Consider the following 13,289-nt stretch of genomic DNA (forward strand, 5'->3'; position numbering starts at 1 on the left):
GAATCTTTGGGAATGGCTCGCAATGTTTGGCAAGCGACTACGGCCAACATACGCATGCATGTCGATTGTTATGAACACGTAACGGTTGTAAACCTTTCGCACTGCGTCATTTTTTGGTTTGATTTGCAGCTACCAAAAAAAGACAATGAGACTGTTCATTCGGCGTTTTAACTGGGCCGAGCGAGCTCAAAAGATGGAGGGGTTACCTGTTTTTGGCAGTGCGGCCAGTCCTGCTGTCAGCAACGTTCTAGCGAACTTTCCCATCTCTTGGCCAGCCAGTGTCCTTCGCGACGCGAAGGATTGGATCAACTAGCACCTTTGGGAGGGAGACATGCAGCCAGACGCCGCGCCACAGACGAAAGATGTTTCGCTAGCCGAGGACGTACTCAGGGGCACGGAAGCCATCGCTGACTTTCTGTTTCACGGGACCAGCGACGATCAGCGCGGTCGTAACCGGCGCAAGGTTTACTGGCTGGCTGAATCTTCACGGCTGCCGGTCTTCAGGCTCGGCTCGAGGCTTTGCGCCCGCAAGTCAAAGCTGCTGGATTTCATCGCAGCGCAAGAGAACCGTGTTATCCAGCCCGGCGAGTAGTGGCCCGCTTCAATGGCAGAGCTTCTAGCTAAATCCGCGAGCGGGCTGCTAAGCTCGAGCGGCCAAGAGTTGATCGAAGGATCGTCTAACCTTGTCGGAATCGTTCGTCAGCAACATCATCGAGCGCGAAGCCTATCGGGTCTGCCGCCTCTTACCCTCGCACGACTTCCTGAGCTTTTGCCGCGAGCGTAAGATGCGGCTCGATGCCGAGCGGCCACGCCAGCTCGAGCGCCTTGGCCTATTCCTTCCGGTCCTGCGCGTCTACCGGATCGATGTAGAGCAAAAAATCAAGCTGCTCGAGGGGGGACAAAGATTCACCTATATGGACCTCTTGCCAAAAAGCGAGCCTTGGGAAGGCGACATCCGCATTGAGAAGGTGAATTTCGATTTCAGCCGGCGGGTTGTCCAGAGTTGGCGCGAGCATGGCAATGCCTGGGATCCTCGCGACTGTACCACGCCGCATCGGGCAACTATCGACACGGAGCCGGAGCGCCATGAGGCCTATTATTCGCAGTTCCAGCTGTTTGAGCTCGACGAGCTTTTGACCTATTTGACCGCGACCGTTCAGCTTGAATGGGCGCTTTCCGACGATGGGACAATCGATCCCGACTGGGGCGATAACCTGAAGCCGGACCTTTCCGATGTCGCTGCACAGGTCGCAAGGTACGCGCGTCCGAGCGAGCCCCCGATCAGCATGATCTGTCAGATCATCTCCGATCGATACTATCCGAGAACCCAGGGCGACGAACGCCAAATAACCATCTCCAACTTCACTCGTCACGGGACGGAATGGGACTGGTACGCATTGGCCCGTCAATGGGATGCGACGGGCGTTGCAGCATCGCTGGGGCTCGAGAAAGCCGAGCTCAAACGTCTCTACGAGCGCGTCTTCCGGCAGTGCCTGGCTGGCGATCCGCTCGAAAACTGGCGCTTCCTGGTGCGTTTCGTCCGGGTACCAAAGCGGCAACGCTTGAAAGACGATGCTCTCAAGGCGCGGACCCTCGACGAGATGGCCAAGATGTTGCGTCTCTTCTACCAGGACGCTTTCGGCGAACGTCTGGATCCGTATGAAGACCTCGGTCGGGCCGTGATTGACCGGGTTCCTGACATCACGGTTGAGGACGATCCACTGCGGGCGCTTGAGCTCATCGCCAACGATTTCGGCCTCAATCCGAAGGCCCAGCTCGTTCTTTTCGTGGAAGGCCAGACGGAGCTCGCCATTGTACCGCGCCTGATCGACAGGATGCACGCGACGAGCCTGAGTGTTCTGGGTATCGAGCTCGTGAGCGTTGGCGGCGTGTCAAACGCAACCGGCGGCAAGGATAGCTCCTACAGCGCCTTGTGGCGGCTGATCGACTATCTACATCACCATCAGACCATCGCTTTCGTTCTGCTCGACAATGAAGGGCTCGCGCCGATCAACATCGGAAAAGGCCTGCGCAAGGCGCGATCGATCCATTCGTCCGATCGCCGGGTCACACGGCCCGATTACGTCAAGCTTTGGAAGCTCTGTTTCGAGCTGGATAATTTCAACAACGCCGAGCTCGCCAAGGCGCTTACGATCTACGCGGAAGGAAAGGCACGGTTTTCCGCGGGTGACATCAGGCAATGCCGCGACAGCGCACTCGAGCCGAAGCGCAAGGGCAAGCTCAGAACGCTTGATGTGCTCTACGCGGAGCGTACCGGACTGAACCTGAACAAGCCGCTTTTCGGACGGGTGCTGGTCGATCTGATGTTCGATCCCACGACGAGGCGCAAGGCGGAGCATCGGCCGATCATCAAGTTTCTCGGAAAACTCGTGCAGCGCGCGGTCGAAAAGCCCCAGCCGGTGACGCATGCGATCTGGCAGTACAACCAGCTCACCGGCTATTTTGGCACGCTTCACCCTGGGGCCGCGGCAAAGCGCAAGCATCCCTATCAACTGCACAAGCGTCGTAAGGCCAAATAGGGTGCGACTCATACAAATTGGTTTCTATCTTTTCCTCCCTCCCAACTATGGACACAGATCCGTGGACGTTCTCGAATTTTGGCGGCCAACCATCAATTGGACCGGCTTCGATCAAGGCCCGATTTCGGACGCGATGTGGAATCACTTCCGCAATGTCGTGATGCTATGTCATGCCTGTGAGCACTGGAAAGCTGCATCGAACGCGACGCGGCTTGCTCCACCCCGCTCTTACGTCGGAATGCCCGAGAGCAAGGGCGATCAGAAAAGACGTAAGAGCGAATGGAAAAGGAGCATCGATGTTCAGGACGGCCATATGCATCGCGCGGCATTTCTGGCGGGCGAACAGATTGCGTTGATGTCCTATCTTCTAACCGACGACGACAAGGATACGTCGGATTGGAAGCTATACTTTTCCCTCCGTGGCGCTGTGGCGCACCAACTGCCCCATGATCAAGCCCGCTACCGTGCCGCGGCATTCAAATCGTTTCACGCGGCGCAGGAGCTTGAAAATGATCCGGCTGACATTGCGCTGAGATGGTTGCGACAGTCGGGATTGGCGCAGAAAACCGGACCGGTGAGAACCTAGGGCGATTTCGTGCAATCTTCTGAAGGTGCGACATCCGCTACGCGGCGCTACGGCGTGTCATCTCTTGTTCGACGTGAACCAAATCAGCTTCATTGGCAGTGTCGAGCTTGTAAGAGCGCCGGATCCTGTCAAGTGTCCGCTTCGTCTCGTCTTCTGCGCCCGGCGTGTCGCCCAGGATTTGCGCGACCAATATCTGAGCAGGGACCAAATCGGGGTTCCGGTCCGCAATATCCCGCGCAATTTCAAGAGCACGGCCAAGCTCCTTCTTGAGATAGAAGCACATTGCCAGATGTCGGTTCGCCTGATCGTGAGGGGCTGTGGCCACCTCACCCCGACAACAACAATTGAGAAGCCCCTCTCTTAGAAGCACACGAGGATCGCCTTCAAGATCCACCGCGACCATAAGCGCAACGCCGACATAGTCGTAGGTTTCGATCAACTGCTTGAGGACCCGTGCTTTGTCTCCGGCCGCATTGTCCTTCAGGTACGGCAGACAAAGCACCTCAATCCGACGCTGAAGAGCCTTGTAGCCGTTCTCGAACGGCTTAAGGAAAATGTTTAGTTGTCGTCCGCTGAGAAGGCTTGCAAAGGCGAGCAAACAGATGAGTAGCTCCGGTTCACTCATTGAATTGGTCAGGTCGTGTACGAATGCGTCGTAATCGGCTGGTGTTCTTCCTTTGTTGTTGATGCGCAAAAGTCCTTCCGATCTTATGAAAGTCTTGAAGAGCGCGAGCGTGGCCGGAAATCGCATGCCCCAAGAGGGAGTTCTTCTGCGAGTTTCCAAAAATGCAATAGCTGAAGCGTGCGGTGAACTTCCGATCTCACCAAGCGAGTAACAGATCAGCGACTGCCGGAATTCATTGAGCTGTTCGCCCTGCCGAACAAGAAGCTCCGCGAGGGGATAAGGATCTCCGCTCCGGCAGGAAAGTACAAGCTCCAGGATACCAGCGAAATCGGCATCGCTTAAGTGATCCATGACCAGGGCCGAAGCCACGAACGCGTGTACCTTGCGGTACTGTCTCGTCCAGAAGCGACTACCCGAACCGAGGTCTTCGACTTCCTCTATCGGCTCGATGACGTCCGATCCCAGAAAAGCGGTCCAGAAAAAATACCGAGCCTCCTCCCGCTGTGTTTCGTCGCCATCGAGCCAACGACCTAGATTCTGGTGATACGCTTCATCATCATTTGCGGGAGGGGTTGGCGGTCTTTGTGCGGGCGGGAGGGCTTCACCAGAGAAAGGTGCTGCGCGCGAGTTGCCGGCGAGAACACCGTGGATACGCCTGCCATCCGCAGCGTACATCCGCAAAAAAATGACGGCGTAGCAAAGCTTAATAAAGGCCGCCAGCGCACGTTTATAGAACGTGAGGCCTTCTTCAAGGTCGTACGCGTTCAAGTCGTTGACCAGAGATTCCAGAGTGCATGAATCGTCGATTTCGAGATGTGCGCCTATGCTATCCCGAATCCGCCGCGCCATCTGAAGCTCAGCATCAAAATGCGATGCCGCCACGAGGTCGATTATGGGAGCTGCAGATTGCCGCTCGGCCGCGACAAGTCTGTCCAGACCGTCCATCTCTTGCGGGGCGCCAGCAGATACGCTGCGTGTCACGAGACAATCGCAGAAGCTGACAATATCCGTTATGATGCGAGCCTTGATCAGGCCTGCGATACGAGGATACGACTTCAGCCTCTCGAGCAGCTCCGCTTGCATGCCGATCCAGCGGCGAATGAGAGCGAGTTGTCCTGCGCGTGAATGAACCGGCGTAAAATTGAGAGATGCGGAGGTATTGTCACGCGCCATCGCAAGTGGATCGACGCCTAGTTCTACGCCGGAGACATCCTTTTTCGATCTTTGGAAGGCGAGAAGCTCTTCTTTCAGGGCGGCGTCATTGAATTCGGGAGGATCGGCGTAAGGCAAATAGCCGGGCACGTTCAGGGCCGCCAAGCCCTCATATATCTCCTGTGCCCCGTCAACAAAGAAGTTGATCTTGCTGATCTCAATATCTGCCCAGAGCTCCAGGCGTTTGCCGAAATCAAAATCCTGCAGGTGAGCGCCGAGCCGATCGCGCGAGACCTTGAAGTATTCGTCGAAATAAGTTCCATAGGCCTCCTTCGTTCGATGAAACGCGCCCGTGTCGAACCCGGCCTGATTGAGTGGCCTCCGTAGGCCGCGCGCATGCTCGATAAAATCACGGGCTCTTATAAGGATGTGTCGCGCAAGTGTGCGAGCATCGAAGGAATCCGGAGCGTGCAGCGCAAGATGGCGGGCAAGTACCAGCTCTTCTGCAATGAATTTTAGCTTCGCCAACCTGACCGCGAGCATATTACGAGACATCCTGTTACCGGAGTGTTTGGCTCCGCGCCTGATCGGCATGAGGCATCAAAAACGCAGCAAGCGTGGCGACGACGACGGCAAGAGGCCCAGGGTCGATCGCCACGTCCTGGATGAAGGCAGTCCATTGCTGGATCTTGGTCGGATCGTTCGCGAAAGCCTCACTCAGGGCATCCGGCCGCGTGGTAGGGATTGCGGTCTTCCTGCAGTCGAAGGTGGCGCGTATTCCGCGCGCAAGCCGGTCATCCTTGAATTCGTACGTCCGGGCCAGCACCCAGATATCGTAAAAATCCTTCAAACGCGTGTTGGCGAGGCCAAGATGGACCATTGCCTGGAATTTCTCGGCAATGACCGTCTCCGGCGGATAGGCTCGAAGCTTTGGAGCCGGTTGATCGAGCAACGGCACAAGTTCGATTTCATTGAGACCAGGTTCGGTGGCGTCGCCATAACCGATATCAATGACGATGCGCATGCGTGCGCCGTCGATGGTTGCATAGCATTTGAGACGTAAGCCGCTGTAGCCGGAGTCATCGCGGACCGTGTCGACCTCAAGCGTACCGGTATCAAACGTGACGCCATCGTCAGCTTGGGTTTCGCAAATCTCTTTGAAGAAACCGAGTGTCAGTTGCGGATCGCTCTCACCAAAACCGAGCAGATCGAGATCCCGGGTCGGCCGGTGCGGATCGTCAAGCCAGTGCCGCAGCAACATCGCGCCCTTGAGAACAAATTTGTCCTTGTAGTTGCTGATGCTGAGCCGATACAACAACCGTTCAAGCGCATACTGAGTGAGCAGGAGATCGAACGGCTCGTTGCGCTCTTTCGCAAGATTGAGCAGGCGGGCACGGACCGAAGCTCCGACATTCTTCAGCGGCTTACGCATTCATGGTCAGCGTCTCCAGGCGCGGCTGAACGATTTTTTCCCATATGCCGGCATCAACGGCATATCTTGCGATCTCCGAAGGTGTCGCCTTGCGCAGCCTGAGTGCGTCCTTCATCGCTTGCGTGGCGTGCGCAAGGCCTGCGGGTGCGTTGTAAAACGCTTTTTGACGTTGGCCGCTCTTGAAGAGATCGACGATGGTCTTGGCTGGCGTATAGACCGGCACCGAGACGCCTTCAATAATGTGACGCTCAACACCCTTGTCGAATTCCTTGGTACCGAAGCGCATGATTTGAATACGAGGGCGAGTAATCTTGGGCCGCCAATCGCGCGGACCAATCGCCATCCATACATAGGGGGGGATACGGTCTGTCAGTTCATGAAAGGCGAGCGCGGAGTCATAACAGACGACGCCGTTGGGAATGAGTTTGGCAGCGACGGCGAGTGAGTGGTTGCCGTCCAGCAGCGCATCAGGGAGCTGGTAGAGGCCGCGGCTGAGTTGGTTGACCGCACCCTTTTGCTCCATCCGGGAGATGGTTGCCGATGTGATGCCTTCCTCAAGGAATTCGGAAAGACGCATCATGCCCCGCTTCTCGAGAAGCGAGATCGCCCTATCCTCCTGGCGTTGCGGTTCTTTTTTCATGGAACCTATATGATACAAAACATTGCGAATGTCAAGATATTGCGCAAGGTAATGTATCGTTCATTGCCATAAGTTATTGGAAACAATTAATTTTTAAATCGAAGCGCTAAGCCATCGACTAACCTTTCTCACCCTTGCCAAACTACAACTTCGGCTGAGATTTACCCAGATTAGGGGGAAATGCTTTGAATCGCGGATCGGAATGGCGCCGTTGGGAGCCACATATTCATGCGCCGGGTACGGTTCTCGCCGACCGGTACGGGAAAACGAGTTGGTCGACCTATCTCGATACACTTGAGGCGGTAAGTCCCACTTTACACGCCATCGGCGTGACCGACTACTGCCTCTCCCGTTCGTACGAATGGGTGCAAGCTGAAAAGGATAAAGGACGGCTCAAGAATTACGACCTGTTATTCCCCAATATTGAGCTGCGCCTCGGAGTGCAATGTTTCTGTAAGCGTCGCAGGCTAGCTGAGACAGCTTGCGGATGCCGAGAAACGGCTTGATATGAAGTTCAAGGTGCGTGCGATATATATTGAGCCAGCACGAAATTACTTGTCGGTGGCGCCGTCCGCATCGATCAGCGCATAACTAGTGCTCCGGCCCCCTGCGGCATCTTTTTTCAACACGCCCCTAGCCACTAGATCATCGACGTCGCGCAATGCGGTGTCCTGAGAGCTTTTCGTCAGCGTCGCCCATTTCGAGGTTGTAAGCTTCCCCTCAAACCCGTCGAACAAACGATCGATCATCGCGCGCTGACGGTCGTTGAAGGTCTGGCCAGCCTGGGCTTTCCAGAAGCGTGCCTTCCTGAGAACTGAGGCCAGGATGGTGTCGGCAGTATCGAAGGCGCGGTCGAGGCAATCCAAAAACCATTCAAGCCATGCCGTGATATCGAGCTCGCCCTTCTGGGTCGCTTCGAGAATATCGTAGTAAGCTTTGCGCTCCTGACGGATTTGCGCTGACATGCTGTAGAAGCGCTGCGAACTATTCTCCGAACGCGCCAGTGTCATATCGGCAATCGCGCGCGCGATACGTCCGTTGCCATCGTCGAACGGATGGATGGTGACAAACCAGAGGTGAGCAATGGCCGCCTTCATCACAGGGTCGATGTCTTGCTGCACATTAAACCAGTCGATGAAGGTTTTCATTTCCTCGGCGAGCAGGGCAGATTTGGGTGCTTCGTAATGCACGTGTTCATGGCCGATCGCGCCTGAGATCACCTGCATCGGTCCGGTTTGATCCGTTCGCCAGGCGCCCACGTTGATTTTGTTCATACCGCTGCGTCCGGTCGGAAAGAGAGCGGCATGCCAGCCGAAGAGACGTTCGGAAGTGAGGGGCGTGCTGTACTTGCCGGTGGCATCGAGCATCATCTCAACCACGCCCTCGACATTGCGTTCGGAAGGCGTCAGAGCACCAATATCAACACCTAGCCTGCGGGCGATTGAGGAGCGTACCTGATCACGGTTGAGGATCTCGCCTTCAATCTCGCTCGACTTCGTCACTTCTTCAGTAAGAGCTTCAAGCGTGGCCTCGGTCTTCAGCTTGAATCCGAGTTCCTCCATACGTCCTGAAAGCCGTCCTTGCCGGTTACGGACAGTGGCTAGTTTCTGAAGAAGTTTGCCCTTGTCCCACGTGAAATCAGGCCACCCTTCAAGTTCATGGACGTAAGTTTGCATTCTCCGCACCTCCTGCGGAGAATATACGCCTTATTCACCGCAGAGTCCAGGACATTTGCCGCACCAAATGCGGTGAATAAGACCCGTATTCTCCGCAGCTTGGCCTCTCACCTGCTTGCCATTAACCAGATGCCAACCATTGCGAAACGCCAATGAAACTCTTGAGGTGTAGCTAGAGAACAAGTGGCGCGGCGCCGCCGTCGGCGCTCATCCGAATTTGTGTTTCCAGGTGATTTCGGAACGGTGCTATGGTTCGGGGACTTAAGAGATTGGCGTGCGCCGGCCGGGCTAACCCGGCACGAATTCCAGGCGGTGTTGCAGAACGAGCACGGCGACTGGCGCGGCCTTTGAAGGCTGACGAGAATGTCTAACCGTCAGAAACTATTCGGAAAAGCCGCTACCCCGCACAACTCAAAGTCGCGCGCCCGGTCTGACGCCCCCCATTTGACGGGTTCCACTCCTGCTCCTAAGCTGTCCAAATTGAGTCCCAGTCAGTTCGTTGAATCCGATTTTAGGCGTGGTGCCTCCGAGAAACTCATCAACATGGCAGTGGTGGCGACTGTTGCGGGGATATCGATCGAGATCAAGTATGGGTATCTCACCCAGCAGTTTTTTGCCGTTACGAGCCACGGCCAAGCTGTGATCGATATACCCTCATTGAATGTGAGCTACTGCACCTTGTCGGCTCAACAATTGCAAACGGTACTTCAGTGGGCGAGCAGTCGCACAGCGGCTTTATCGAGAGAGTGGAGTAAGGCGAAAAACGGTCTACCTGTCGGAAGGATTCCATAGAGATGTCTGAACTACCCATGAACGACAGAGAGACGGAGCCGCTCATTGATAAGGCTTCGCCTGATTTCAAGACGTGCAGCGTGATTTTGACTTGGCGGAATGGCGCTAAATCACGTGCCGACTTCAGCCATATGGTGGGAGAGGGAATCTTCAAGTCGTTTTCTGATCCGAAGTTCTTCAATCATGTGGAACTGACCCACGACGGCCGCGCGCTCACTTGGCCCAAGGGGATAGATTTCGACTCCTTGCTCTTGTGGTACACCGCGAATCCCCAGACCGTTCCGCTAGGGCTGAAGCACCATCTGCCGAGCAAATCGCCCTTTGCGCCAAAGTCCGTGATGATCGCCCCAAATGTCGGTGGCTAGCGCTTATTGGCGTTTTTCGGATCGAGCGCGAGATACGGCCTGAACCGGCGAACGAGATTACCGGCTTGCAGTTCCTGCTGAACCCAAAGCAAGTTCTTGCTGACATCGGCCTTTAGCTCCTCTCGAAGCTTGGCATCTGTCAGCTCTGCCAGGGCCTCCTGTCCGACCTTGACGGAGCTTGCAACTGTGCCCAGCTCCTCTAGGTATTTGACGATGTCATCGCCGAAATGAAATGGCGCATCATTCACATCGACAAAGAAGCGCTTGAGCACCGGATCTGAAACCGTGTCCTTGACGACCGCTTCCGCAAGAAGCGCGTGTGCGGCTTCGAAAATCTTTAGCCGTTTTTCATAGCGGTCGTGGTCTAGCTTCTTACGCGCAATGCGCATTTGTTGCATAGCGATCCAAGCGCCGATCGCTGTGATCGCTGATCCGACCAGTGGCACAACGAACGTCTGTGCAAGCGCCTGCGCGTATTGCAGCCAGTCCGGTACAGCACTTGCCGTATTCATTTGCTCAGCCCATGAACGGACGCTTGCATCATAGCATGGCGGAAAAAATCTCGCACTATTTGGAGCTTGCGCTCGGTGCCATAAAAAATGGCAGATAGATCGCGACCGTCATTATATTTGCGGTGCCTCTGCAATCGCGACTGGTCTGCAGACGGTGGTGCGTCCAAGCGGTCAGCTTATCAGCGGCGCGGCGATCATCGCAGTTTGGTCTTACGGCGCCGGCTATGCGGTGGCGATCATCGCGATGCCTATGGCGATCATCATCATGCTGCTGCTGCCATTCCCGCGCTGATCTGCCTCGCAGACAGTCCAACACTAGGCCCCCCTTCAGAAGGCGTGCGCAGTCCTTGACTCGTTTGCTCAAAGCCGTTGCCAACTGGCCGATGACGGCGGCCTCCAATCCCTCTTTTTGCGCGCGCGGGTGTCGGTCACGAGGTCGGGGATCTGTTCGGCCATGGAAACCAGGCTTGCAACAAGCTCGTCCGCGTCGACGCGCGTTACGCGGGCAAACTTCTGCCAGTGACGCGCACCAATCTGGTCGAGCTTGTATTCGCCCCCGACCTTCATGGCGAGCTTGACCTTCCGCCGGTCAACGTGGTCGTAGGGAAGAATGCTGGCGATATCGTACAGCGGTGCGAGGCGCACGTGAGCTTATCGGCCTGACAACATAAGAGTTCACATCAACTTCAAGCATCCGCATACAACTTCAAGGAAGCGGTTCTGCCGGACGGCCTTCGAGTCGCGTTGAGCTCCGTCGAGACGGACAGAGTAGATCACAATGCCGAGAGTGGACTCGCCGGCTGGCCGCCAAAAACACCGTTTGAAAAACCGTTTTAGTTCGGCTCTCTCAAACGGTTTCTCTCGCTAAGGTCTTGATTTGTTTGGTGGGCGCACCAGGGCTCGAACCTGCGACCCGCGGATTAAGAGTCCGGAAACAGTCCGATTCGTACTCCGGAACCGCCGATTGCCGCACCAGCTTAGAGGCAATCCTTCCCGAGGAGCAGATTTCGCATAGCCTTGGACCTAGCGGCCGAGCCAAAGGCCTCATGAGTACGGCGTTCAAGACATGCCGAAACGTAAGACCGACAAGCTCGCCCGCGCAAAAGCACGGCCCGATCCGACCCAATGGGGAGAGGACGAAGTGATGACCCTTGTCGAGGCCGCTGCAGTATTTTTTCCGCACGGTCCGTTGACATTATCCTCGTTGCGCAGGGCGGCGACCGCAGGGACTCTTGAAATCGCCAAAGTGGCAGGCAAAGATTTGACGACACCTCGCGCAATCCGCAAATTAGTGAAGCCGTCATGCCGGGCCGCAAAGCCAAGCCGCCACGACTCTGGTTTAGAGAGGACGATGAAACCTGGATCATCCTCGATCGTGGCCGGCAAATCCGCACAGGCCGCAGCCGCGACGAGATTGACGGAGCTGCGAAGGCGCTCGAAGCTTACATCGGCGAGCGGCATACCAGCACGATCGGAGCAACCGACCCTAGCGTCCTCGCAATAGCCGACGTTCTCACAGCCTATGAGATTTCAAAGCGGCCCAAGACTAAGAGCGACGAACGCGCATGGGCGCAGCACGACCTACTGCTCATTCGCCTGCTCGATCTCAACAATTTCTTTGGCGACAAAACCGTCAGCGAGCTCAAAGCCCAGCTCTGCCGTGACTTTGTCGACTGGTCTACCGGCACCGCGAACGACAATAATAGGAAAGCCGGCATCAAGCCGCGCAACGGGACTGTCTCTGATCAAACCGCGCGACGCCGGCTTGAAGATTTGCGAGCTGCGGTGAACGCCTACCACGCCGAGCACACGCTCAGCGTCGTTCCGAAAATCACTCTTCCTCGCAAGGCAGAGGGGCGACACCGCTGGCTGACGCGCAATGAGGCCGCGCGCCTGCTTGGTGCAGCAATCGGCTACGTGTGGGACACGGAGCAGTCGACGTGGAAGCGCAGGGAAGACGGCGCGCTCGTGCGCAGGGAACGGTGGCTCATTCGTCGTCGCTATCCTGCGGCGCGCTTCTGCCTAGTTGGCATCTATAGCGCTCGTCGCGAAGAGACGATCCGGCGTACCCAGTGGCTGCCAACAACAACCCATCCTTGGATGAACCTGGAGGCGATGGTCTACCAGGGCAAAGGGGCGCTGGAGCGGTCAACCAAGAAGCGGCGGCCGCCGGCAAAGATCGCCAGCCGTCTGCGCCCCCACTTGGTTCGTTGGCGCAGGATTGACCATGCTCGGTCGGCAGAACTCCGCGCCGCTGGGGTCATGGGGGAAGGTGAGCAAATCAGGTTCGTCGTGAACCGCATGAACGACGGCCAGCCACTTGCCGGGAAGATAAGGTCAGCTTGGGAAGGCATTCTGGAGGATGCGGGGCTAGGCGATGACGTGGTCCGGCATTCGCTACGCCATACCGCAGCGACTTGGCTGATGCAGGCAGGCGTGGACATGTGGGAAGCCGCCGGCTGGCTCGGAATGACGGTTGAGCAATTGGAGGCCAATTATGGCCATCACCACCCGGACTTCCAGGAAGAGGCGGCGGAAGCGTTTGGGGGAAGGCGCTGAGTTGGGCCCTATTCGCCGCGAGCTTTTCGCGCCTTGAGGTCGGCCAAAATCAGCTCGTAGGTCCGGAGGGAGGACTTGTGGTGCTTGATCATGTCCTGGGTGACATCGCGCCAGGGGCCGTTTCCCTCGCGCTCCCCGATCGTCATTTTTCCCGCTTCGAGCGGTTCAAGATCGTCGCGGATCTGCCTTACCTGCTCTTCGACGTCCTTGGCGTACGCCTCAAGATCGACGGGCATGGCTGATGTGCCTCAAATCATTGCGCATTTCATTGCGCACAAAAAACAGCGAAACTATAAGTACTTGAAATAATGGTCGGAGTGGCAGGATTCGAACCTGCGACCCCTGCGTCCCGAACGCAGTGCTCTACCGGGCTGAGCCACACTCCGACAAGAGGCCGGCTTATAGCGTCG

At 56.5% G+C, this 13,289-nt stretch carries 13 protein-coding genes and 1 tRNA gene; 6 read left to right on the top strand and 8 right to left on the bottom strand.

Going from position 1 to position 13,289, the window contains the following annotated elements; all coding sequences use genetic code 11:
- Nucleotides 1-331 precede the first annotated feature (331 nt).
- The 3 genes from JJE66_RS28105 (at nt 332) to JJE66_RS28115 (ending at nt 3,126) form a co-directional block, all read left to right on the top strand.
- On the top strand, nt 332-592 hold the full coding sequence (locus tag JJE66_RS28105) for a DNA-binding protein (protein ID WP_200517695.1): 261 nt from the start codon (nt 332-334) through the stop codon (nt 590-592).
- A 91-nt stretch (nt 593-683) separates the two neighbouring features.
- Entirely contained in the window at nt 684-2,540 is a 1,857-nt protein-coding gene (locus JJE66_RS28110; RefSeq protein ID WP_200517696.1) for a TOPRIM nucleotidyl transferase/hydrolase domain-containing protein, read from the top strand.
- Between the two features lie 61 nt (nt 2,541-2,601).
- Nucleotides 2,602-3,126, top strand: coding sequence for a hypothetical protein (locus JJE66_RS28115; RefSeq protein ID WP_200517697.1), 525 nt, complete (start codon nt 2,602-2,604; stop codon nt 3,124-3,126).
- A 37-nt stretch (nt 3,127-3,163) separates the two neighbouring features.
- Here JJE66_RS28115 and JJE66_RS28120 read toward each other — a convergent pair whose 3' ends face one another.
- From JJE66_RS28120 to JJE66_RS28135, 4 genes are all read right to left on the bottom strand, one after another.
- Nucleotides 3,164-5,446, bottom strand: coding sequence for a hypothetical protein (locus JJE66_RS28120; RefSeq protein WP_200517698.1), 2,283 nt, complete (start codon nt 5,444-5,446; stop codon nt 3,164-3,166).
- 16 nt (nt 5,447-5,462) lie between these two features.
- The gene (locus JJE66_RS28125) at nt 5,463-6,335 is read right to left on the bottom strand and encodes a nucleotidyl transferase AbiEii/AbiGii toxin family protein (protein WP_200517699.1); all 873 of its coding nucleotides are present in this window, start codon (nt 6,333-6,335) and stop codon (nt 5,463-5,465) included.
- The gene (locus JJE66_RS28130) at nt 6,328-6,975 is read right to left on the bottom strand and encodes a type IV toxin-antitoxin system AbiEi family antitoxin domain-containing protein (protein ID WP_200517700.1); all 648 of its coding nucleotides are present in this window, start codon (nt 6,973-6,975) and stop codon (nt 6,328-6,330) included. The genes JJE66_RS28125 and JJE66_RS28130 overlap by 8 nt, the downstream gene beginning before the upstream one ends.
- A gap of 551 nt (nt 6,976-7,526) precedes the next feature.
- Entirely contained in the window at nt 7,527-8,651 is a 1,125-nt protein-coding gene (locus tag JJE66_RS28135; RefSeq protein WP_200517701.1) for a Fic family protein, read from the bottom strand.
- 794 nt (nt 8,652-9,445) lie between these two features.
- Between JJE66_RS28135 and JJE66_RS28140 the strand changes: the two genes are divergently transcribed.
- Nucleotides 9,446-9,808, top strand: coding sequence for a DUF2442 domain-containing protein (locus JJE66_RS28140; RefSeq protein WP_200517702.1), 363 nt, complete (start codon nt 9,446-9,448; stop codon nt 9,806-9,808).
- On the opposite strand, the gene JJE66_RS28145 is transcribed toward JJE66_RS28140, so the two are convergent.
- Complete coding sequence (locus JJE66_RS28145; RefSeq protein ID WP_200517703.1) at nt 9,805-10,320, bottom strand: hypothetical protein; 516 nt, start codon at nt 10,318-10,320, stop codon at nt 9,805-9,807. The two genes, JJE66_RS28140 and JJE66_RS28145, sit on opposite strands and share 4 nt — an antisense overlap.
- A 157-nt stretch (nt 10,321-10,477) precedes the next feature.
- On the opposite strand from JJE66_RS28145, the gene JJE66_RS38520 reads away from it, so the two are divergent.
- The gene (locus JJE66_RS38520) at nt 10,478-10,612 is read left to right on the top strand and encodes a hypothetical protein (RefSeq protein ID WP_283818522.1); all 135 of its coding nucleotides are present in this window, start codon (nt 10,478-10,480) and stop codon (nt 10,610-10,612) included.
- A gap of 68 nt (nt 10,613-10,680) precedes the next feature.
- On the opposite strand, the gene JJE66_RS28150 is transcribed toward JJE66_RS38520, so the two are convergent.
- Nucleotides 10,681-10,965 carry a hypothetical protein gene (locus JJE66_RS28150; RefSeq protein ID WP_200517704.1) on the bottom strand — a complete coding sequence of 95 codons (285 nt, stop codon included), beginning with the start codon at nt 10,963-10,965 and terminating at the stop codon, nt 10,681-10,683.
- 657 nt (nt 10,966-11,622) lie between these two features.
- On the opposite strand from JJE66_RS28150, the gene JJE66_RS28155 reads away from it, so the two are divergent.
- Nucleotides 11,623-12,879, top strand: a complete 1,257-nt coding sequence (locus JJE66_RS28155; protein WP_200517705.1) for a hypothetical protein — start codon at nt 11,623-11,625, stop codon at nt 12,877-12,879.
- Nucleotides 12,880-12,887: 8 nt separating this feature from the next.
- Here the strand turns inward: JJE66_RS28155 and JJE66_RS28160 are convergent, their stop codons facing one another.
- Nucleotides 12,888-13,115: a hypothetical protein gene (locus JJE66_RS28160; RefSeq protein ID WP_200517706.1), complete on the bottom strand. Its 228-nt coding sequence runs from the start codon at nt 13,113-13,115 to the stop codon at nt 12,888-12,890.
- Between the two features lie 73 nt (nt 13,116-13,188).
- A tRNA-Pro gene (locus tag JJE66_RS28165) sits at nt 13,189-13,265 on the bottom strand.
- Nucleotides 13,266-13,289: the final 24 nt, after the last annotated feature.

This window comes from Bradyrhizobium diazoefficiens, from assembly GCF_016612535.1.
In the GTDB taxonomy this organism is placed as follows: Bacteria; Pseudomonadota; Alphaproteobacteria; order Rhizobiales; family Xanthobacteraceae; genus Bradyrhizobium; species Bradyrhizobium diazoefficiens_C.